The organism is Pseudomonas silensiensis (assembly GCF_050434865.1).
In the GTDB taxonomy this organism is placed as follows: Bacteria; Pseudomonadota; Gammaproteobacteria; order Pseudomonadales; family Pseudomonadaceae; genus Aquipseudomonas; species Aquipseudomonas fluorescens_W.
Genome location: NZ_JBNDJH010000008.1, coordinates 30,008 through 50,207, shown reverse-complemented (window position 1 = coordinate 50,207; position 20,200 = coordinate 30,008). Strand labels below are relative to the sequence as shown.

Genomic DNA, 20,200 nt, shown 5'->3' with positions numbered 1-20,200 from the left:
TTATTCCTGTTGTTGTTTTGTTGGACCGGCCAGCGGCAAACGGCAGCACATCAGCAGCCCGACCGGTTGGCGTCGAGCCTGTAATTCGCCACCGAAACCTTCGATGATGCTGCGGCTCATGGACAAGCCAAGCCCCAGGCCATCGGCCTTGCTGGTATAGAACGGGGTAAATATCTGCTCCAGTTCGGGCTCGCTGACGCCTGGCCCCTGGTCTTGCACACTGATTTCCACGGTTGCACCACCGCCCTGCCCCGCAGCCATCACGATCAGCGAAGGCTGCCCCGGATGTTGTTCGCGGTTGGCATCGATGGCATTGCGCAACAGATTGAGCAGCACCTGCTCCAGCAGCACCCGGTCGGCATAAATCGGCGGCAGATTATCCGGCAGGCGATCCTCGATTGTCACTTGGCAATTGCTCGCTTCCCAGGCACACAAACGCACGGCCTCGCGGGCGACGTCAGTGAAGTTAAGGGCCTGCATCCGGCGTTGTCCCTTGCGCAGAAACGCGCGCAAACGCCTGATCACTTCCGAGGCATGCGTGGCGTGATGGGTAATGCGTTCCAGCCCTTGCGCCACTCGGGCGGCGGCCTGGGGATTTGAATCCAGCGTCTGTAAATAGCGCTGGCTGGCATTGGCGTAATTGACCACCGCCGCCAACGGCTGGTTGATTTCGTGAGCGATGCCCGAGGCCAATTCACCCAGGGTGACCAACCGTGCGGTGTGGGCCAGTTCGTCCTGATGGCGTCGCTGTTGCACCTCACGCAGTTCACGCTCGGTCATGTCCCGCGCCACCAACGAGTAGTAGCGCTCGCCGCCGGCCGAACGGTGCGCCAGCAACACCAGCGATACCGGCACTGAAGTGCCGCCACCCGGTGGCTGCAATCGCGCATCGGTGCTCCAGACACCGTCGCGTTCGGCGCTGCTCCAGCCATCACGCTGCAGACGTGTCAGGTCGGCGCTGGCGAACAATTGTGCCAGGGCTGGCATCGGTTGTTGTTCGTCGATCCCGAGGATGCGCCGCGCCGCCGGATTGAGGTAAGTAACTTGCCCCTCGGGGTCGATGAACAGCACCGGATCGGTGTTGGCTTCAACGACTTCCGCCAGGCGCCGCTTGTTCTCTTCGGCTTGCACCCGGGCGGTGATGTCCCGGGACACGCTGACCACTTCAACCACTGTCCCGGTGTAGGTTTCACGAATCGCCCGGCTCGCGGTTTCGAACCACAGGTAATGCCCGTCTCGATGGCGAATGCGATAGGTCATCGTGTGATAACCGTCCTGCTCCAGGGCATCTCGCGCGCGCTGCACCAGGCTGGCCAGGTCCTGACCATGGAACAAACCCTGGGCCATTTGCCCGCGCAACTCTTCCGGCCAATAGCCGAGCAACGTCCAGGACGCGGGCGAGGCATCCAGAAAGCGCCCGTCCGGGGTGTGTCGGGAAATCAGGTCGGTGGTGTTCTCGATGATCAGCCGGTACAACCGGCGCGCCGTGGCGGCTTCACGCTCGGCCAGCACTTGTGCCGTGGCATCGCGGCATCGGGCGAGCACGCGGTTGTCCTGGGGATCGGGGATAAACGTCCAGATCAGGATCTGCGCTTCGAATTGGGCTTCGACCCCGTCGATGGCGCGTTGCTGGTCGAGGCAGGCACGGACCAGCACCCGGTGATTGACCGGCAGAAAACCCAGCACATCAGTCAGCGGTTTTTCGGCGAGCAACGCCAGCAGCGCCGCGTTGAACTCCAGCGGCCGGCCCTGCGCATCGAGCAATAGACTCGGTTGTGGATCGTGCCCTAACAGCGGCGAGCCGCGCAGCATGCCGTTGACGCTGCTCAGCAAGGTCGTCAGCAAGTCCTGCACCCAACCCAGCCAATCAAGACTCACGCCCTCGCACACTTCCACCAGTAACAACCCCGGCTGCGCCGGTTGCAAGGCCAGATCAAACACCTGGCCATGGCTGATGGCGGCCCGACGCAGTCGCCCGGACAACCAGCAATCGAGTTGCCGAACTTGCGCCAGATCCAGGCGCCCCGCCTCGCCCAGCCGATCAAACAGCAACTGATCGCTGGCCAGCGACGGATCGCCCAAGCCCGGTGGAAAATGCTGGGCGGCACCCTCGTGGCTGTATATCCGCGCATTGGCTTGCCAACTCAAATAAACCGCCCGGCGTACCTCGGGACATTCCTGCAGCGCACGGCACAACGCATCGGCCCGGGCGGCCAGAGACACGCCCTCGCGCTGCAGGCGCAACCAGCTGTGCAATCGAACGGGAGTCAGGGTCATCACGGGTCCGCTTCGTTGAGGAGGCCAAGGATATACCGGCCTTGGCGGTGTGACTGTATTGATTTAGACCTGGAAGAATCAAATATAGTACATATCCTATATGACGTAGGTTGTACTTCCATATCAGTAGCTGAATGTTATATAAAGCAAGCCGGACATAAAAGGTGCCCTCAGCGGCGACGCTGCAAGGGTCACCTATAGAGCTAACAATCAGCCACCGAGTACCCGTACATGTCGATCTATGAACAAGGGCTAAGCCCTGCGGCTGTCAACCATATTGCCTTGTCTCCGCTCAGCTTCATCGAGCGCACCGCCAGCGTTTATCCGGACTACCCCGCCGTCATCCATGGTTCCATTCGCCGTACCTGGGCGCAGACCTACACCCGCTGCCGCCGCCTGGCTTCGGCGCTGGCTGGTCGCGGCATCGGCAAGAACGACACGGTGGCCGTGATGCTGCCGAACATTCCCGAGATGCTTGAAGTGCATTTCGGCGTGCCGATGATTGGTGCGGTGCTCAACCCACTCAACGTGCGTCTGGATGCCGAAGCCATCGCCTTCATGCTGCAACATGGCGAAGCCAAGGTGCTGATTACCGACCGCGAGTTCCATGATGTGATTCACGCTGCCATTGGCATGCTGGATCACCCGCCGCTGGTCATCGACGTTAATGACCCGGAATACGGCGAAGGCCAGGCGGTCAGCGATCTGGACTATGAAGCGCTGTTGGCCGAAGGCGACCCGGCCTTCGCCTGGCAGTGGCCGGCGAACGAATGGGATGCCATCTCGCTGAATTACACCTCCGGCACCACCGGCAACCCGAAAGGCGTGGTTTACCACCATCGCGGTGCTTACCTGAACTCGTTGGGCAACCAGATGACCTGGGCCATGGGCAACCATCCGGTGTACCTCTGGACCCTGCCGATGTTCCATTGCAACGGTTGGTGCTACCCGTGGATCATCACCGCCATGGCCGGTGTGCATGTGTTCCTGCGCCGTGTCGATCCGCAGAAAATCCTCACGCTGATCCGCGAGCACCAGGTCACCCATCTGTGCGCTGCGCCAATTGTGCTCAATGCCTTGGTCAACATGCCGGCGTCGGCGAAAGCGGCGATCGATCACCCGGTCAACGCCATGGTCGCCGGTGCCGCGCCACCGGCCAAAGTGATCGGTGCCGTGGAAGAAATGGGCATCAAGGTCACCCACGTGTATGGCCTGACCGAAACCTATGGTCCGGTGACGCTCTGCGCCTGGCATGCCGAATGGGATGAGTTGCCACTCGACGAACGGGCACAAATCAAATCCCGTCAGGGCGTGCGCTACCCGACGCTCGAAGGCGTGATGGTTGGCGACTCGAAGACACTGGAACCGACCCCGCGAGACGGTCAGACCATCGGTGAGATCTTCATGCGCGGCAACACCGTGATGAAGGGCTACCTGAAGAACTCGACCGCCACGGCCGAAGCGTTCGAAGGCGGCTGGTTCCACACCGGCGACCTGGCGGTGTGTCATCCGAACGGTTACGTCGAGATCAAGGACCGACTCAAGGACATCATCATTTCCGGCGGCGAGAACATTTCCACCATCGAACTGGAAGGCGTGCTCTATCGCCATCCAGCCGTCATGGAAGCGGCCGTCGTCGCCCGCCCTGATGAGAAGTGGGGCGAAACGCCCTGCGCCTTTATCACCTTGAAGGCTGATCACCAGGACGTTCGCGAGGCAGACATCATCAGTTTCTGCCGCGAGCATCTGGCCGGCTTCAAAGTGCCGCGCACGGTGATCTTCACCCTGTTGCCGAAAACGTCCACCGGCAAGATCCAGAAGTACGTCCTGCGCGACAGGGCTAAAGCGCTCTAACCCGAACCAACGTTGTACCTCCCGGCGGCAGGTGTTTTACCTGCCGCTTCGGGCTCGTGCACGCCGAATTCGGCCCCGTTCAAACGCCTATAACAACAAATGTGGAGCCACCCATGATCGACATCCATTCAACCGATACCCAACGCTGTGAGCGCATTCGGTCCAACCCGAAATTCCTTCAATTGGTGAGCAGCCGTTCGCGCCTGGCCTGGTCGCTGAGTGCTGCGGTGCTGGGCACTTACTACGCGTTCATGTTGGTGGTGGCGTTTGCCCCGCAGTGGCTGCATGCGCCGCTCGCCGAGCATCGGATGTTGACCCTGGGCATGCCGGTTGGCGCGGCGATCATCATTTTTTCCTGGCTGCTGACCGGTTGGTACGTCTACCGCGCCAACACGCGTTTTGATGCACTGGGCGCCGCCATTCTCGAGGAGAGCAAGTAATGACTCTTCTGCGTAAACTTCTCCTCGCCGCTGCCGGGCTATTGCCGGCCTCCGTCGTGCTGGCTGCCCCCGCGCTGGGTGCGGTGGAAAAACAACCGCTCAACCTGCATGCGATCGGCATGTTCTTCGTCTTCGTGCTGGGCACGCTGGCCATCACCTGGTGGGCCGCGCGGCAAACCAAATCCACGTCGGACTTCTACACCGCAGGCGGTGGCATTACCGGGTTTCAGAACGGTCTGGCGATTGCCGGCGACTACATGTCCGCTGCCACGTTGCTGGGGCTGTCCAGCCTGGTGTTTGCCAAGGGCTACGACGGCTTCATCTATACCATCGGCTTCTTCGTCGGTTGGCCGATCATCACCTTCCTGATGGCCGAGCGTCTGCGCAACCTGGGGCGCTACACCTTTGCCGACATCGTGTCCTATCGACTGGACCAGAACAAAGTGCGGATCTTCGCCGCGTTTGGTTCGTTGACGGTGGTGTGCTGCTACCTGATCGTACAGATGGTCGGTGCCGGTCAGTTGATCAAGTTGCTGTTCGGTCTCGACTACCCGGTCGCCGTGGTGATCGTCGGCGCGCTGATGCTGGTTTACGTGATCTTCGGCGGCATGATCGCCACCACCTGGGTACAGATCATCAAGGCTGTGTTGCTGCTTGCCGGCGGCACGACCCTGGCGTTCATGGCCATGTCGCAGTTCGGTTTCAGCTACGAAACCCTGGCCACCAAAGCCGTCGAAGCTCATGCCAGTGGCTGGAACATCATGGGCCCTGGCTCGATGCTCGCCGACCCGATCAACACCGCTTCGATGTCGCTGGGCCTGGTGTTCGGGATTGCCGGTCTGCCGCACATTCTGATGCGCTTCTTCACCGTGCCTAACGCCAAGGAAGCGCGTAAGTCGGTGCTCTACGCCACCGGTTTTATCGGCTTCTTCTTCCTGGTGGTTTGCACCCTGGGCTTTGCCGCGATGGTGATCATCGGCACCGACCCGCAGTACTACGTCAATGGTGAAGTCGGCGGCGCCTTGATTGGCGGCGGCAACATGGTCGCCATGCACCTGGCCAAAGCGGTCGGTGGCAACCTGTTCTTCGGTTTCCTCTCGGCCGTGGCCTTCGCCACCATTCTGGCGGTGGTCTCCGGGCTGGCCCTGGCCGGTGCCTCGGCGATATCCCACGATCTGTACGCCACGGTGTTCAAGAAAGGCAAAGCCAGCCAGAAACAGGAAATGCGCGTGACCCGCATGGCCACTGTCGGCCTGGGCATCATCGCGATTCTGCTGGGCATTCTGTTCGAGAAGATGAACGTCGCGTTCCTGGTGGGCCTGACCTTCGGCATCGCCGCCTCGACCAACTTCCCGGTGCTGATCATGGCCATGTACTGGAAAGGCTTGACCACCAAAGGCGCGATCATCGGCGGTTTCGCCGGCCTGATCTGCGCACTGGTGCTGGTGATCCTGTCGCCAGCCGTCTGGGTCACCGTGCTCGGCCATGCTCACGCGATCTTCCCGTACGACCACCCGGCGCTGTTCTCCATGCCGCTGGCGTTCTTCGTGATCGTCGTGGTGTCGAAACTCGACCGCAGCGTGCGGGCCGACAAGGAGCGTGACGCTTACGCCGACCAGTTCGTTCGCGCCCAGACCGGCCTCGGTGCCGCCAGCGCTTCCAGCCATTGATAGAAAGGGCACGGCCTGCTCAAGCGGCGCCGTGCCCATCGCACAACCTTTTGAGGTTCACGTTATGCCCGAATTCAACGCCCCGCTGCGCGACATGCGCTTTGTCTTGCATGAAGTGTTCGATGCCCCGGCCCTGTGGGCACGTCTGCCCGCCCTGGCCGACAGTGTCGACGCCGCCACCGCCGACGCCATTCTTGAGGAGGCGGCCAAAGTCACCTCGCACCTGATTGCGCCATTGAATCGCAGTGGCGACGAGGAAGGCGCCCAGTGGGTCGATGGCCAGGTCAGCACGCCAATCGGTTTCAAACAGGCTTATGCCACCTACATCGAAGGCGGCTGGGTGGGTCTTTCCGGTAACGCCGATTTCGGCGGCATGGGCATGCCGAAGATGCTCGCCGTGCAGTTCGAAGAAATGCTCTACGGCGCCAACTCCAGCTTCGCCCTGTATTCGGCGTTGAGTTCCGGTGCCTGCCTGGCACTGGATGCCCACGCCAGCGACACCCTGAAAAACCTCTACCTGCCGCCGATGTACGAAGGCCGCTGGGCCGGTTCCATGTGCTTGACCGAAGCCCATGCCGGCACCGATCTGGGGATTATCCGCACCCGCGCCGAACCTCAGGCCGATGGCAGCTTCAGCATCACCGGCAGCAAGATCTTCATCACCGGTGGCGATCAGGACCTGACCGAAAACATTGTCCATCTGGTCCTGGCGAAACTGCCGGACGCGCCGGCGGGACCGAAAGGCATCTCGCTGTTTGTCGTGCCCAAAGTGCTGGTCAATGCCGACGGCTCCCTCGGCGATGCCAACGCGGTGAGTTGCGGTTCGATCGAACACAAGATGGGCATCAAGGCCTCGGCCACCTGCGTGATGAACTTCGACGGCGCCAGCGGTTGGCTGGTCGGCGAAGCCAACAAAGGCCTGGCGGCGATGTTCACCATGATGAACTACGAACGCCTGTCCATCGGTATTCAGGGCATTGGCTGCGCCGAGGCGTCCTATCAGAGCGCCGTGGCTTACGCCCGTGAACGTGTGCAAAGCCGCGCGCCGACCGGTGCTATTGCCCCGGACAAAATGGCCGATCCGATAATCGTCCACCCTGATGTGCGCCGCATGCTGCTGAGCATGAAAGCCATGACCGAGGGCGGCCGCGCGTTCGCCAGCTACGTCGGGCAGCAACTCGATCTGGCGAAGTTTTCCGATGACGCCGAGGAACGGGAGAACGCCCAAACCCTGGTCGCGCTGCTCACTCCAGTCGCCAAGGCATTTTTTACCGACACCGGCCTCGAAAGCTGCATCAACGGCCAGCAAGTGTTCGGCGGCCATGGCTACATCCGTGAATGGGGCCAGGAACAATTGGTCCGTGACGTACGCATCGCGCAGATCTACGAAGGCACCAACGGCATTCAGGCCCTGGACCTGCTCGGACGCAAAGTGCTCGCCGACAAGGGCTTCGCGCTGCGCCAGTTCACCGCTGAGATCCGTCATTTCGCCCATCAGCCTGACGCGCCCTACTCCGCCCAACTGTTCGATGCCGTGCAGCGTCTGGAAGACCTGAGCGACTGGCTACAGGATCAGGCCGCGACCAATCGCAACGAAGTCGGCGCCGCGTCGGTGGAGTATTTGCACCTGTTCGGTTACGTCGCTTACGCCTGGCTTTGGGCGCGCATGGCACAGGTGGCCAAGCAAAAACTGCACGAAGACGAAGGGTTTTATGGCGCAAAAATCGCCACTGCCGACTTCTATATCCGCCGCTTGCTGCCGCGCACTTTGAGCCTGGAGCAATCCATCCGCGCGGGCAGTGCCTCGTTGTTTGGCCTGAGCGCCGAACAGTTCTAACGATTGAACCGCACGCGGCGCCACGCTCCTGTCCTTTCGGCGTTCGCGTTTTTTTATTGATAAGCCCTCGCCCACCTGGCGAGGGCCGCGGGACCTGTCTTTCCATAATAAAAACAAAGGGGCTTCACCATGGACCGCAACACCCGCACCCTCGCTACCCGACTGTTGCTGGCCGGCGGCGTCATCAGCCTCTCGGCCCCCGCCGCTGCTGACTTTGTCAAAGACAGCAAGGCCAGCCTTGAGCTGCGTAACTTCTATTTCAACCGTGACTATCGCCAGGACAACGCCGCCCAATCCAAACAAGAGGAATGGGCCCAGGGTTTCCTGCTGCGCTACGAATCGGGCTTCACCGACGGTTTGATCGGTGTCGGTTTCGATGCCATCGGCCTGGTCGGCGTCAAGCTCGATTCCAGCCCGGATCGCGCAGGTTCCGGCCTGCTCAAACGCCATCGCGACACGAGCAAAGGGGCGCAGGACGAGTATGGCGAACTGGGCCTGACCGCCAAAGTGCGCGCCTCCAAAAGCACGCTGAAACTCGGCACGCTGTTGCCGAAACTGCCGACGATTCTGGCCAACGATTCACGGTTGCTGCCACAAACCTTCAAGGGCGGTCAGCTGACCTCGCTGGAACTGGAAGGCCTGACCGTGGATGCCGGGCGGCTGACGCAGGTCAACCAGCGCGACTCCTCGGACTACGAGGACATGGGCATCACCCGCACCGGCGCCAAGGGCATCACCACCCGTCATGTCGACAGCGACAGCTTCGATTTCGCCAGCCTGAACTACAAATGGACCAGCAACCTCGCCACCGGCTACAGCTACGGCCATCTCGACAACTTCTACAGCCAGCATCTGGTCAACCTGACCTACGTGTTGCCGGTGACGACGGGCCAGTCATTCAAGACGGATCTGCGCTTCGCCCGCTCCACGGACGATGGCGGCAGCAATGTCGATAACAATGCGATTGGCGCGATGTTCACCTACAACCTCGGCGGGCATGCGTTCGGTCTGGGTTATCAAGGCATGAGCGGCGACACCGGCTACGCCTACGTCAACGGTACCGATGCGTTCCTGGTGAACTTCGTGCAGATCGGCGACTTCGCCAGCAAGGACGAAAAGTCCTGGCAAGCGCGCTACGACTACAACTTTGCGGCCATCGGCGTACCGGGGCTGACCTTCATGACCCGTTACCTCACCGGCGACAATATCGATCTGGGCGGCAACCGCCCGGAAGGCAAGGAATGGGAACGCGATACCGACATCGGTTATGTGGTGCAGAGCGGGCCGCTGAAAAATGTCGGGGTGAAGTGGCGCAACGCGACGGTGCGCTCGACCCACTTCGGCAGCGATCTGGATGAAAACCGCCTGATCCTCAGCTACACCCTGCCGATCTGGTAAGCCAATTCAGTTTCTCCGAGGGGGGGCACGCTAACAGCGCGCTCCCCTTTTTTATGACTCCATCGCGGGCAAGCCCGCTCCCACAGGGTTCTGCTGTGAATGCAGTATTTGTGAACAATAGAGATCACTGTGGGAGCGGGCTTGCCCGCGATGGCGGCCTGAAGAACACCAATGATGATTGTAGGTTAAGATGCCTGCAAACCAGGCTCGCCACGAGACGCCCCGCATGCCAGATTCGCCCCGTCTGATCAAAAAGTACCCCAATCGCCGACTCTACGACACCCACACCAGCAGTCACCTGACGCTGGCGGACATACGTCAGTTGGTCGTCGATAAAGTGGCGTTTCAGGTGGTCGATGCCAAGAGCGGTGAGGACCTGACGCGCAGCATCCTGCTGCAAGTGATTCTGGAAGCCGAAAGCGGCGGTGAGCCGATCTTCACCACCGAAATGCTGATGGGAATTATCCAGTTCTACGGCCCTTATCAGGGCGTACTCGGCAGTTACCTGGACAAGAGCATTCAGACCGTGATCGACGTCCAGTCCCAGACTGGCGCGCAGTCGTCCGAAGCCTGGAGCACCTTCATGCACCAGCAGGCGCCGGTGATGCAGGACCTGATGCGCCAATATGTCGACCAGTCGAAGGCGCTGTATCTGAACACCCAGAACCTGTTTGGCATGTTCGGCGGCAAGCCAGACGCTGATGGCGGAAAGAAAAAAGACGGTGAATGAAGTCCACCCGAATCATTGACAGTCGCGCGTCGTCTACTAGGCTCACAGTCATCCTGCCTCCCCCACTGAACCACGGCACTTAAACGCAAGGCCTGGTGAAGTCGTCAATCTTTAGCGCCTGTTCGCAGCTGTTCGAATGCAGACCTCAAGCAATCGTCAATGCAACGGGCTAACGCTCTTTCCACCTGCACTTTCAGATTGGGAGGCAGTCGTGCAAACAGTCTTGAAGCTCGTCAGCTATGCAGTGCTCGTGCTGATGGCCAGCGCGGTCGTCTACGCCGGAGTGATCGGCATCACCTATTGGACCGGTATCGGCGTATAGGGAGTTCGCAATGAACAAACGCCAGACACGCTCGTTCGCGCTGATATCGACGGCGATCGCCACTGTGGTGTTTCTGGGCATGACCGTTGATAGTCATCGGCAGTTTCCCACTTTGACCAATGCCCAACAGATCACGCCGCAGGTGACTCGCGGCAAGGATGTCTGGCATCAATACAATTGCATCAATTGCCACACCCTGTTCGGCGAGGGGGCTTATTACGCCCCGGACCTGACGAAAATCACCCAGCAGCGCGGCACCCCGTATCTCACTGCGTTCCTCAAAGATCCCTCAAAGTTCTATGACGAGAAACGCCATCGGCGTCTGATGCCGAACCTGAAACTCGGCGATGAGGAAATCGCCGATTTGATCACTTTCCTCGACTGGGTGAGCAAGGTCGACAATCAAGGCTGGCCTCCGCGCCCGATTCTGGTGACCGGTGCGTCGATTCCCGGCATGGACCTCACCGTGGCACAGCAGAATGCCGCCGGCGGCGACCAACCGCCCCCCGCCGCCCGCCCGGTGTCCGGCAAGGAAGACCCGATCGCCCTGGGCGAGGCGCTGTTTCGAACAACCGCCAGCCCGGTGTGCAGCGCTTGCCACTCGATTGCGCCGGGCGTCAACCTCGCCGGGCCATCACTGGCCGGGTTGGCCAGTCGGGCCAAACAGGTCATCGCCTCGCCTGACTACAAAGGCAAGGCCAAGGACGCCGAAAGTTTCATCCGCGAATCCATCGTCACGCCGAGTGTTTACCTGCATCCGGGCGACATGTTTTCCGCCAACGGTATGTCCTTCATGCCGGACACCTTCGCCAAATCGCTAACGCCCGAACAGATCGATCAACTGGTCGCCTATCTGGCGTCGTTCCAGTAACCGCAGGGGATGACCATGCGCTACAGATCTCAATCCGTCGCCTACTGGTATTTTGCCGTTGCCATGGTGCTGTTCGGCCTGCAACTGGTCTTCGGCCTGCTCTCGGCGGCCAAATACCTCGGGCCGGATCCGCTGCTGAACCTATTGCCATTCGATGTCACCAAGTCCATTCACACCAACCTGTTGATTGTCTGGGTGCTCACCGGGTTCATGGGCGCGACTTACTGGATGGTGCCGGACGAATCCCGTGGCGAGTTGCACAGCACCAAACTGGCCTACATCCAGCTCGGTTTGTGGACGGCCATGGGGGTCACCGCCGTTCTTGGCTATCTGTTCGGCTATGGCACCGGGAACAAGCTGCTCGAACAGCCGCTGCCCCACAAGATCGTGATCGTGATTTGCATGCTGATGTTCCTCTACAACATCGGCATGACGATCAAGAAGGCCGGGCGTTTCACCGCCACCGAAGGCGTCCTGCTGCTGGGCCTGGCCAGCGCCGCCGTGCTCTTTCTGCCGGCGCTGCTGCATTATGAAAACTACGTGGTGTCGATCTATTACCGCTGGTGGACGATCCACCTGTGGGTCGAAGGTGTTTGGGAGATGATTCAGGGTGGCTTCCTTGCCTATCTGCTGATCCGGCTGTCCGGCGCTGACCGCGAGGTGATGGAGAAGTGGCTGTACGTCATCGTCGGCCTGGTGTTCATTGCCGGCATTCTGGGCACCGCACACCATTATTACTGGATCGGCGTTCCTCATTACTGGCTGCCACTGGGCGGTTTTTTCAGTGCACTTGAGCCGATGGCGCTGATCGGCATGGCGATCTATGCCTACAACGCGATGCGCCGCTCCGGCCTCTCTCACCCCAACAAACTGGCCTTGCACTGGACCTTGGGCAGCGCGGTGTTCACCATGTTCGGCGCCGGTCTGCTGGGGTTGGCTCACACCTTCCCCGACGTCAACAAGTGGACCCACGGCACCCTGATTACCGCCATGCATGGTCATGCGGCCTTCTATGGCGCCTACGCCATGATTGTCCTGGCGATGATCACCTATGCGTTGCCCGGCATGACCCGTCGTCCGGTGGAGGAAAGCAGTATCGGTTACTGGGCATTCTGGCTGCAGTTGGGCGGAATGTTCGGCATGACCCTGTCATTTGCCACCGCGGGCATTGGTCAGGTGTACCTGGAACGCATTCTCGGCCTGGGTTACCTGGACGTTCAGCTGAAAATTCAGGTGCATTTCCTGATGCTGGTGGCGACGGCGTCGATGTTCAGCCTGGGTGCCGGACTGTTCATCTTCGAATTTTTCCGCCATGCGCCGGACTTCAATGTCGATGAAGCCGATCCGGTCCTGGCCACACCTCAAGCCTCGGGCGCGGCGCGGTGATGGAACGTTCGCTGATGCATGCCGAACCCACAGCGCTGCAAGCTGAACCCTATTACCAGCCCAGCGGCGACGAGGTGGCGATTTTCGAGCAATGCCATGCGCAGCAACTGGCCGTCATGCTCAAAGGCCCCACCGGTTGTGGCAAAACCCGTTTTGTCGAACACATGGCGTGGCGTCTCAAACGCCCGCTGATCACTATTTCCTGCCATGACGATCTGAGTGCCAGTGACCTGGTCGGGCGTTTCCTGATCGGGCACCAGGGCACCCATTGGACCGAAGGCCCGCTGACCCGAGCCGTGCGCGAAGGCGCTATCTGTTACCTGGACGAAGTGGTCGAAGCGCGGCAAGACACGATTGTCGTCCTGCACCCGCTGACCGACCACCGACGGATTCTGCCACTGGACAAAATCGGCGAGATCCTCGAAGCCTCGCCACACTTTCAGTTGGTGGTGTCCTACAACCCCGGCTACCAACGAATACTCAAGGATTTGAAGCCGAGTACCCGCCAGCGCTTCGTGGCGCTGGATTTTGACTTCCCGCCGGCCGAGCGCGAAATTGCCATCGTCATTCATGAGGGCGGAACCGACTACGCCACCGCCCACGCCCTGGTCACCCTCGCCCAACGGCTACGCGCCTTGCAAGACCGAGGCCTGGCGGAAGTCCCCAGCACCCGTCTACTGATTGCCACGGCACGGCTGATTTCCCGCGGCATTGCTGCGCCCATCGCGTGCCGGGTCGCGTTGATCTCGCCGCTGTCCGATGACGCGGTGCTGGTCGCGGCCATGCGCGACCTCGTCGACCTGACGTTTATCTAGATGGCTGAAGCCGAGGACCTCATCACTGACGTCGCTCGCCACGCTACGGTGTATGCGCAGGCGCTGTGGCGTCGTCACCGGGCACCTTCGGACACCGCAAAAATCATCACCCTCGGGGATGTCGCACAACACCTCGATTTACTGATCAAGGCAGTGTTCAACACCCACTATCCGCTGCGTGTCGCGCAACCACCCTCGCCCCCCACGTTCCTGAAAAAGCTGTTGCTGCGTCATGAAAAGCCGTGTCGGCAAAACGCCGTCCCGGCGACCGATGGCGTGACGATATGGCTGCCGGAGGACTTGGGCAGCCACGAGGGTCCGCTCTCGCTGCAACGCTATAAAACCCTGGCCTTGCAACAGGCGATGCGTGCCCGACGAGGCAGTGCCAGCGCCCTGTCAGCCCTCGACAACCCGATGCAGCGCAGCGTCTATATGCTCCTGGAAGCCTGGGCCGCCGACACGGATTTGGTGCGACTTTTGCCGGGGTTGGCGCCATCGATCCATGGCTTGCGCGAACATGCCCTGGCGAATCGCCCGCCGCTTCACGCCTTTCCAAACTCGCGACACCCCCTGGAAAATTTTCTTCGTTTACTGCTGCGCAGCGAATGCGGCACCCCTCTGGAAGGGCTGGAGATACCCGCCAAAACAGCCGACTCGGTACAGCAGTCAGAAACCCTTGCGCAACGTTTCCTGTCCATCGATGAACCGCACAAGCCGGGCGCTCATCTGTTGCTGCTCGATGGCTGGACCGGCGACCTGCGCGAGCCGGCGGTGGCTGTGAAGGTGCAGCCCTTGCCCGGCGAAATCGACACCGCCGATACCCTGCCACGCAGCGCCCGCCTCGCACGTCAGCCCACTGTGCGCGAAGCCTGTGCCGATGAGGACGATGATCAGGAGCAAGGCCTGTGGATGGTGCAGCCCGCCGAACCGCTGGAAAAGGCCGAAGACCCCATGGGGATGCAGCGCCCTGCCGACCGGGATACCGATACTCCGGCGGCTGATTTCGCCGAGGCATTGGCCGAACTCAACGAAGCCCGACTGGTGATCACCGCCGGTCGCCCGAAAGAAGTGCTGCTGTCCGACGACCCGCCCCAGACCCGCGCTCAGCACGGTGCACAGGACCTCGCCAACAACGCAATCAGCTACCCCGAGTGGGATTACCGCCGCCAGGCTTACCGTGATCCGGGTGCGACCCTGCAACTGTGTCCTGCCCTGGAAGGCCCGCAGCAGTGGGTCGAGCGAACCCTCGACACGCACCGTCCGGTGCTCGATGCCATCCGCCGGCAATTCGACAGTCTGCGGGCCCAACGCGTCAGGCTGCGCAAACAATGGGAGGGCGACGATATCGATCTGGAGGCGTATATCGACGGTTGCGCCGAGGCCCGCGCCGGCCTGAGCATGCCGCAGGCGCTGTATCAGACCCAGCGCCGTGGCCGGCGCGACATGGCGATCATGTTGCTGATCGACGTCAGCGGCTCCACTGACAGCTGGCTGTCCTGCCATCGCCGGGTCATTGATGTCGAGCGCGAGGCGTTGCTGCTGGTCTGTCTGGCGCTGGAAAGCCTGGGCGAGCCTTATAGCGTGCTGGCATTTTCCGGCGAAGGGCCGCAGCGGGTCACGATCCGCAACCTGAAAGCATTCGATGAGCGCTACAGCGATGAAGTCGGTCGGCGCATTGCCGCCCTCGAACCGGAACGCTATACCCGGGCCGGCGCCGCCCTGCGCCACGCCAGCACATTGCTGATGCGCGAAGCCGCCACGCACCGTCTCTTGTTACTGCTCTCCGACGGCAAGCCGAACGATGTTGACCAGTACGAAGGCCGCTATGGTGTGGAAGACATGCGCCAAGCCGTGACCGAAGCCAAGCTCCAAGGCATCTATCCCTTCTGTTTGACCATCGACCGCCAGGCGGCGAATTACCTGCCCGCGGTATTCGGAGCGCGGCAATACGCCTTGCTGCACAGACCAGAACTGTTGCCCAGCGTCCTGCTGGACTGGATCAGACGACTGGTATCGGTGTGAGCCAGAGCCGCCCCGCCAAGGTTTTCCGCGGCACAAAAAAATGGCGATGGGGGATCAACCCATCGCCATTTGGTGCCGCTGATCTAATGCGACTTACTTGTTACCGCTAGTAGCCTTGGCGCTTGCTTCTGGAGCAGCTTTGGTGGCCGCGGCAGTCGCTGCGTCGAAACTGCTCTGAGCTACATCGGCAGCCTGTTTTACGGCTTTCTGTGCGCTTTCGAACACAGTGCCGGCATTTGCCAGGCTCGACTTGAATGCTGCCACAACAGGCTCGGAGCCGGCCGGTGCATTCTTGCTGATGGTTTCAACGAACTCTTGCACCTGTTGGGTGCCCGCTTCGACCTGACTCGAGGTCAGTTTGGCGATGTCCGACTGAGTACCGACGATCAGCGCTTGAACCTGACGATTGAACTCGGCCAGACGTTCGGTCTGTGCACTTGGCTGAGTGAAAGAAGCTTGCAGCTCGGCGAAACCTTGTGGATCACGGACGGCCAGCAGCTTGCGAACGCCTTCGAAGTGCTCTTCGGTGGAGTCGCGCAGTGCCTTGAACTGCAACTGGCTGAGCTGTTCAACGCTGGCGAAGACTTTGCCGCTGATTTGCTGCAAAAGATCGAGGTTGGCTTTCTGAGCGGTTTGCAGTTTTTCCGAATTGAAAAAAGACATGCTTGAATCTCCTGGTACTAGAAGGCCCTGATGGACCTGAGGACGCGATAGCGATCCGGCCAGTCATCGCGTTAGCCTTGATATTGCAGTGCACAAAACTATTTGGCAACGTCTATTTTTGTGCGGTGCAAAATAACCTTTGCTAAAGCCCTCCTTATTCGCTGTAAACTCCTGCTCATCGAACGGCCGGGCTAGACCTCTTTAACTAAAGGGTTCAGATGGGCCGGTTCCCATGTACAGCGTCAGGAGATTACGATGGGTCAGGAATTAAATATTGCGCTGCAAGATGAAGAGCTCTGCGCACCCGCCGGCTTGTTCGAACACCTGAATCATCTGCAGCGCCTCAATACCCAAAATGTCCTCGACGCCGTGCAGAAGCGCCAGGCAAAAACCTTCGCGCCTTTAAGCCTTGGGCAACTCCGACAGCCGACGCCTGCCGACTGGCAGGAATACTTCACGGACCTCGGCCAACGCAGCGTGTTGTTCTGGGACACCTTGCGTCAGCGCGGCGACAACACCCTGGCCCATGAACGCGCCGGGTATCCGCTGCTGCTCAAGTTCAATCATGAAACGCTGGTCGCCGGTGAAGACCTGCCCCGCCCGGTCAATTACTCGCTGTTGCAAATCCTCGGCGGTCCCGGACAACAGATCGACAGCAAAAAACAGCCGGTGATCATCATCGACCCCCGCGGCGGCCACGGTTCGGGCATCGGCGGTTTCAAACAGGATTCGGTCATCGGCGAGAGCTTGAGAGCCGGCCACCCCACCTACTTCATCTCCTTCAGTCACTCGCCCCGCCCAGGGCAAACCCTTGCCGATATCACAGAAGCCCAGGCGCGGTTCATCGAAGTCGTCAGCGCCCGGCATCCGGACAGCACCAAACCCGTGCTGATCGGTAACTGCCAGGCGGGCTGGGCGTTAATGGGCCTCGCGGCCACCCGGCCGGAGTTGCCGGGGCTGATCATCGTCAACGGTGCGCCGTTGTCGTACTGGGCCGGCGTCAATGGCCGCAATCCAATGCGCTACACCGGCGGTCTGCTGGGCGGTGGCTGGATGGCACGCTTGGGAAGCGACCTCGGCAATGACCGTTTCGACGGCACCTGGCTGGTCAGCAATTTCGAAAACCTGGACCCGGCCAACACCTATTGGGGCAAGTACTACCACCTGTTCAGCGAAGTCGACAGCGAGGCCGCACGCTTTCTGGATTTCGAACGCTGGTGGGGCAGCCCGACCCTGCTCAATGGCGAAGAGATCGAGATGATTGTCGACGACTTGTTCATCGGTAATCAGCTGTCCGGCGGCCTGGGGCGCAAGAGCAGCGGGCTTGACCTCAAGCTGATCGAAGTACCGGTGGTGGTGTTCTGCTCATATGGCGACAACATCACCCCGCCGCAACAGGCACTGGACTGGATCTCCGACGTTTATCCCAGCGATCTCGCGTTGCAAAATGCCGGACGCACCATCGTGTACCTGCGACACGCGAGCATCGGCCACCTGGGCATCTTCGTGTCCGGTGAAGTGGCGCGGCGCGAGCACCGTGAGTTGCTCGGTGCAGTCGATGCGATCAATGCGCTGTCAGCCGGGCTGTATGAAATGCTGATCGAAGACCTGCCGGAGAATTCGGCGACGCCGTATGCCGTGCGATTCGAACGCCGGCGTATCGCCGACATCCATGGCCAGGTGCAGCCGCCCCGTGATGACGATCGCGAATTTGCGCTGGTCCAGCGCGCGTCCGCTATCAACAACAGTGTGTACGACGAATTCATACGCCCGTGGTTGCGCCAGCTGATCAACGAACCGAGCGCCGAAATGCTGCGCCGGGCGCACCCTTTCCATCAGCAGCAAGTGGCCTGGAGCAGTTTGAACCCGGCGCTGTGGTGGCTGGCAGGCAGTGCCGCCCAGGTAAGCAAAGATCGTCACCCCGCCAGCCAGACCAACCCGTTGCTGGTCTGGCAGGAACTGTTTTCCAACCAGGTGCAGGACGCCTTGAACGGCTATCGGGATCTGCGCGATGCCGCTCAGGAAATGTGTTTCTACGGCGTGTATGGCGTGCTCAACAGCCTCACCGGCAATGCGTCCGGGCGAAATCTTCAGGAACATGCCAAGCAGCACGACAAGGTTTTGATTGAGCGCTTGCAGGATGCCCTGCCCCTTGGCGGCCTGATGGAAGCCTTGATACGGATCCTGTTCCTGCTGGGCCGCGACAGCGACGAGCCGGGCAAGCAAAGTGTCGAAAAATTGATCCAGCAGCTGCAAGTGTTGCTTCAGGACTACAGTGCCGAGCCGCTTGATTTGCGTGAAACCCTGCGCCTGCAAAAACTGCTGGTCGCTACCCATCCGCAAGAAAGCCTGCACAGCCTGCCCTTGATGCTGGTTGAGGTCGAAGAACGCCAGCAAGTGCTCGCGGCCGTCGCCAATTTGCTGCCGGAACTGCTGACCAGCGGCGCAGACAACCTCTTCTGGCGTGAGCTGCACACACTGCTTGACGTGCCGCTGCCAGGTTTCAGCCTGACCCAACCACCCGGTGCAGCCGATGCCATCGAAGAGAAAGTCCCGGTGGTAGCTCCAGAGCCGGCCAAGCATGAAGCCCCAGTGGTCATCCCCGAGCCAATCAAGCAGGAAACCCCGGTGGCCATCCCTGAGCCAATCAAGCAGGAAAAAACCGCAGTAACCCCTGACCCCGTCGCCAAGGTTGCGAGTCCAGTGCGCAAACCTGCCAAGGGCAAGAATGGCGTAAAAAAACCTCCGGTGAAATAACACTGACGAGGACCGCGTCAGACCGGCGCGGCTTCCTCGATTTCAAACGATTCATCGGCCCGATACTGACCGGGTGTCATGCCAAACCAGCGGCTACAGGCTTTGTTGAAACTGCTGTGGTCATGAAAACCAAGGAGATACGCGACATGCTTCATGTTGAAGTGAGAATGGCGCAGGTAGAAATCGGCCAATTGCCGGCGCACCGCGTTCTGCACATCCTTGAATTGCGTCCCTTCTTTTTCCAGCGCGCGCTGCAACGTCCGCTTGCTGATGTTCAATGCCGCCGCGATCGACTCCATGTCGCACTGTCCATGATCCTGACTCAAACGCTCAGTAATCAGCGCGCGAATCCTGCCGACGATGCAAAAACCAAACAGCAGGTCCAGTTGAGCCTCGGCAAAACTGTCATGCAGCACCGCCAACGCTTCATTGGCCATGTTCAACGGACGCATCAGTTCCTGACCGTCAAACAAAATGCTGTCGTAAGGCGCGTCGAAATGCAGGTCGCAGCCAAACAGCCGACGATGCTCGGAGGTGTCGTCAGGTTCGGGATAGGTGAACCCCACGCTCAAGGGTTGCGGTGCGTTGCCGCCCGCCAGCGTACGGCAGAAACCCAGCAATGAAGCCAGCGCTGCATCGGTGTATTGGCGAGGTTTGACCGAGCCTTTTTGTTGATGATCAAGGCCGGAAAGTCGGTAGTTCTGCTGTTCCGATGTAAAGAAAAGGCTGAATCCGGTTCCGATCAACGGACTGAAACGGACCAGTCGTTCAAGGGCTTTTTTCAGATTCAGGCTGGACATCATGGTGTAGCCGACGATCTGAAAGCTGCCGGGGTTGAAACTTCCATAGGCCTTCAAGCCTATGTCTGGATCACCCGAGGCCTGAGCGGCCAGATCCCAAAGTCGATAGATTGCCTTTCGCTCGCAAAACGCTCCTGGTTTGTCCGCAAGCTTCATGTCTAGTTCAGCCTCCTGACACAGACTGGCAACATCCAGTCCTTGAGCCAAGAGCGTATTTACCAGCACGCTGGCATAGCCTGAACTCATTCTATACATGGCGTCCTCAATGACCTGTGGAACCGAACATCCTGTCCGGAGCCATAACTGATCTGCGATGAATCAAAGACTAACGGGTGGTTCAGTTGCCAATATTGATCCC

The 20,200-nt window shown here is 60.3% G+C and carries 14 protein-coding genes; 11 read left to right on the top strand and 3 right to left on the bottom strand.

What is annotated here, in order from left to right; genetic code table 11:
- The gene (locus QF010_RS13675; protein ID WP_429509962.1) at positions 1-2,277 is read right to left on the bottom strand and encodes a PAS domain-containing sensor histidine kinase; all 2,277 of its coding nucleotides are present in this window, start codon (positions 2,275-2,277) and stop codon (positions 1-3) included.
- 231 nt (positions 2,278-2,508) lie between these two features.
- Here QF010_RS13675 and QF010_RS13670 point away from each other — a divergent pair, with 231 nt between their 5' ends.
- From QF010_RS13670 to QF010_RS13625, 10 genes are all read left to right on the top strand, one after another.
- Entirely contained in the window at positions 2,509-4,131 is a 1,623-nt protein-coding gene (locus QF010_RS13670; protein WP_429533300.1) for an acyl-CoA synthetase, read from the top strand.
- Between the two features lie 113 nt (positions 4,132-4,244).
- Positions 4,245-4,571: a DUF485 domain-containing protein gene (locus QF010_RS13665; protein WP_050482769.1), complete on the top strand. Its 327-nt coding sequence runs from the start codon at positions 4,245-4,247 to the stop codon at positions 4,569-4,571.
- Positions 4,571-6,241: a cation acetate symporter gene (locus tag QF010_RS13660; protein WP_429533299.1), complete on the top strand. Its 1,671-nt coding sequence runs from the start codon at positions 4,571-4,573 to the stop codon at positions 6,239-6,241. The genes QF010_RS13665 and QF010_RS13660 overlap by 1 nt, the downstream gene beginning before the upstream one ends.
- A gap of 64 nt (positions 6,242-6,305) precedes the next feature.
- A complete protein-coding gene (locus QF010_RS13655; RefSeq protein WP_429533298.1) occupies positions 6,306-8,078 on the top strand; it encodes an acyl-CoA dehydrogenase C-terminal domain-containing protein in 1,773 nt (590 codons plus the stop codon).
- A gap of 129 nt (positions 8,079-8,207) precedes the next feature.
- The gene (locus tag QF010_RS13650; protein ID WP_429533297.1) at positions 8,208-9,476 is read left to right on the top strand and encodes an OprD family porin; all 1,269 of its coding nucleotides are present in this window, start codon (positions 8,208-8,210) and stop codon (positions 9,474-9,476) included.
- 190 nt (positions 9,477-9,666) lie between these two features.
- The gene (gene phaR / locus QF010_RS13645) at positions 9,667-10,206 is read left to right on the top strand and encodes a polyhydroxyalkanoate synthesis repressor PhaR (protein ID WP_033054890.1); all 540 of its coding nucleotides are present in this window, start codon (positions 9,667-9,669) and stop codon (positions 10,204-10,206) included.
- 332 nt (positions 10,207-10,538) lie between these two features.
- A complete protein-coding gene (locus QF010_RS13640) occupies positions 10,539-11,399 on the top strand; it encodes a c-type cytochrome (protein WP_033054891.1) in 861 nt (286 codons plus the stop codon).
- A gap of 15 nt (positions 11,400-11,414) precedes the next feature.
- A complete protein-coding gene (locus QF010_RS13635; RefSeq protein WP_033055205.1) occupies positions 11,415-12,785 on the top strand; it encodes a cbb3-type cytochrome c oxidase subunit I in 1,371 nt (456 codons plus the stop codon).
- Complete coding sequence (locus QF010_RS13630) at positions 12,785-13,600, top strand: CbbQ/NirQ/NorQ/GpvN family protein (RefSeq protein ID WP_429533296.1); 816 nt, start codon at positions 12,785-12,787, stop codon at positions 13,598-13,600. Before QF010_RS13635 ends, QF010_RS13630 begins: the two co-directional genes overlap by 1 nt.
- Positions 13,601-15,622: a nitric oxide reductase activation protein NorD gene (locus tag QF010_RS13625; RefSeq protein WP_429533295.1), complete on the top strand. Its 2,022-nt coding sequence runs from the start codon at positions 13,601-13,603 to the stop codon at positions 15,620-15,622. It abuts the gene before it with no gap.
- Between the two features lie 93 nt (positions 15,623-15,715).
- Here QF010_RS13625 and phaP read toward each other — a convergent pair whose 3' ends face one another.
- Positions 15,716-16,285 (bottom strand): TIGR01841 family phasin, encoded by a 570-nt coding sequence (gene phaP / locus QF010_RS13620; protein ID WP_033054894.1) that lies wholly within the window; start codon positions 16,283-16,285, stop codon positions 15,716-15,718.
- Positions 16,286-16,540: 255 nt separating this feature from the next.
- Here phaP and QF010_RS13615 point away from each other — a divergent pair, with 255 nt between their 5' ends.
- Positions 16,541-19,042 carry a DUF3141 domain-containing protein gene (locus tag QF010_RS13615; RefSeq protein ID WP_429533294.1) on the top strand — a complete coding sequence of 834 codons (2,502 nt, stop codon included), beginning with the start codon at positions 16,541-16,543 and terminating at the stop codon, positions 19,040-19,042.
- A 17-nt stretch (positions 19,043-19,059) separates the two neighbouring features.
- Here the strand turns inward: QF010_RS13615 and QF010_RS13610 are convergent, their stop codons facing one another.
- On the bottom strand, positions 19,060-20,097 hold the full coding sequence (locus QF010_RS13610) for an AraC family transcriptional regulator (protein WP_429533293.1): 1,038 nt from the start codon (positions 20,095-20,097) through the stop codon (positions 19,060-19,062).
- Positions 20,098-20,200 lie beyond the last annotated feature (103 nt).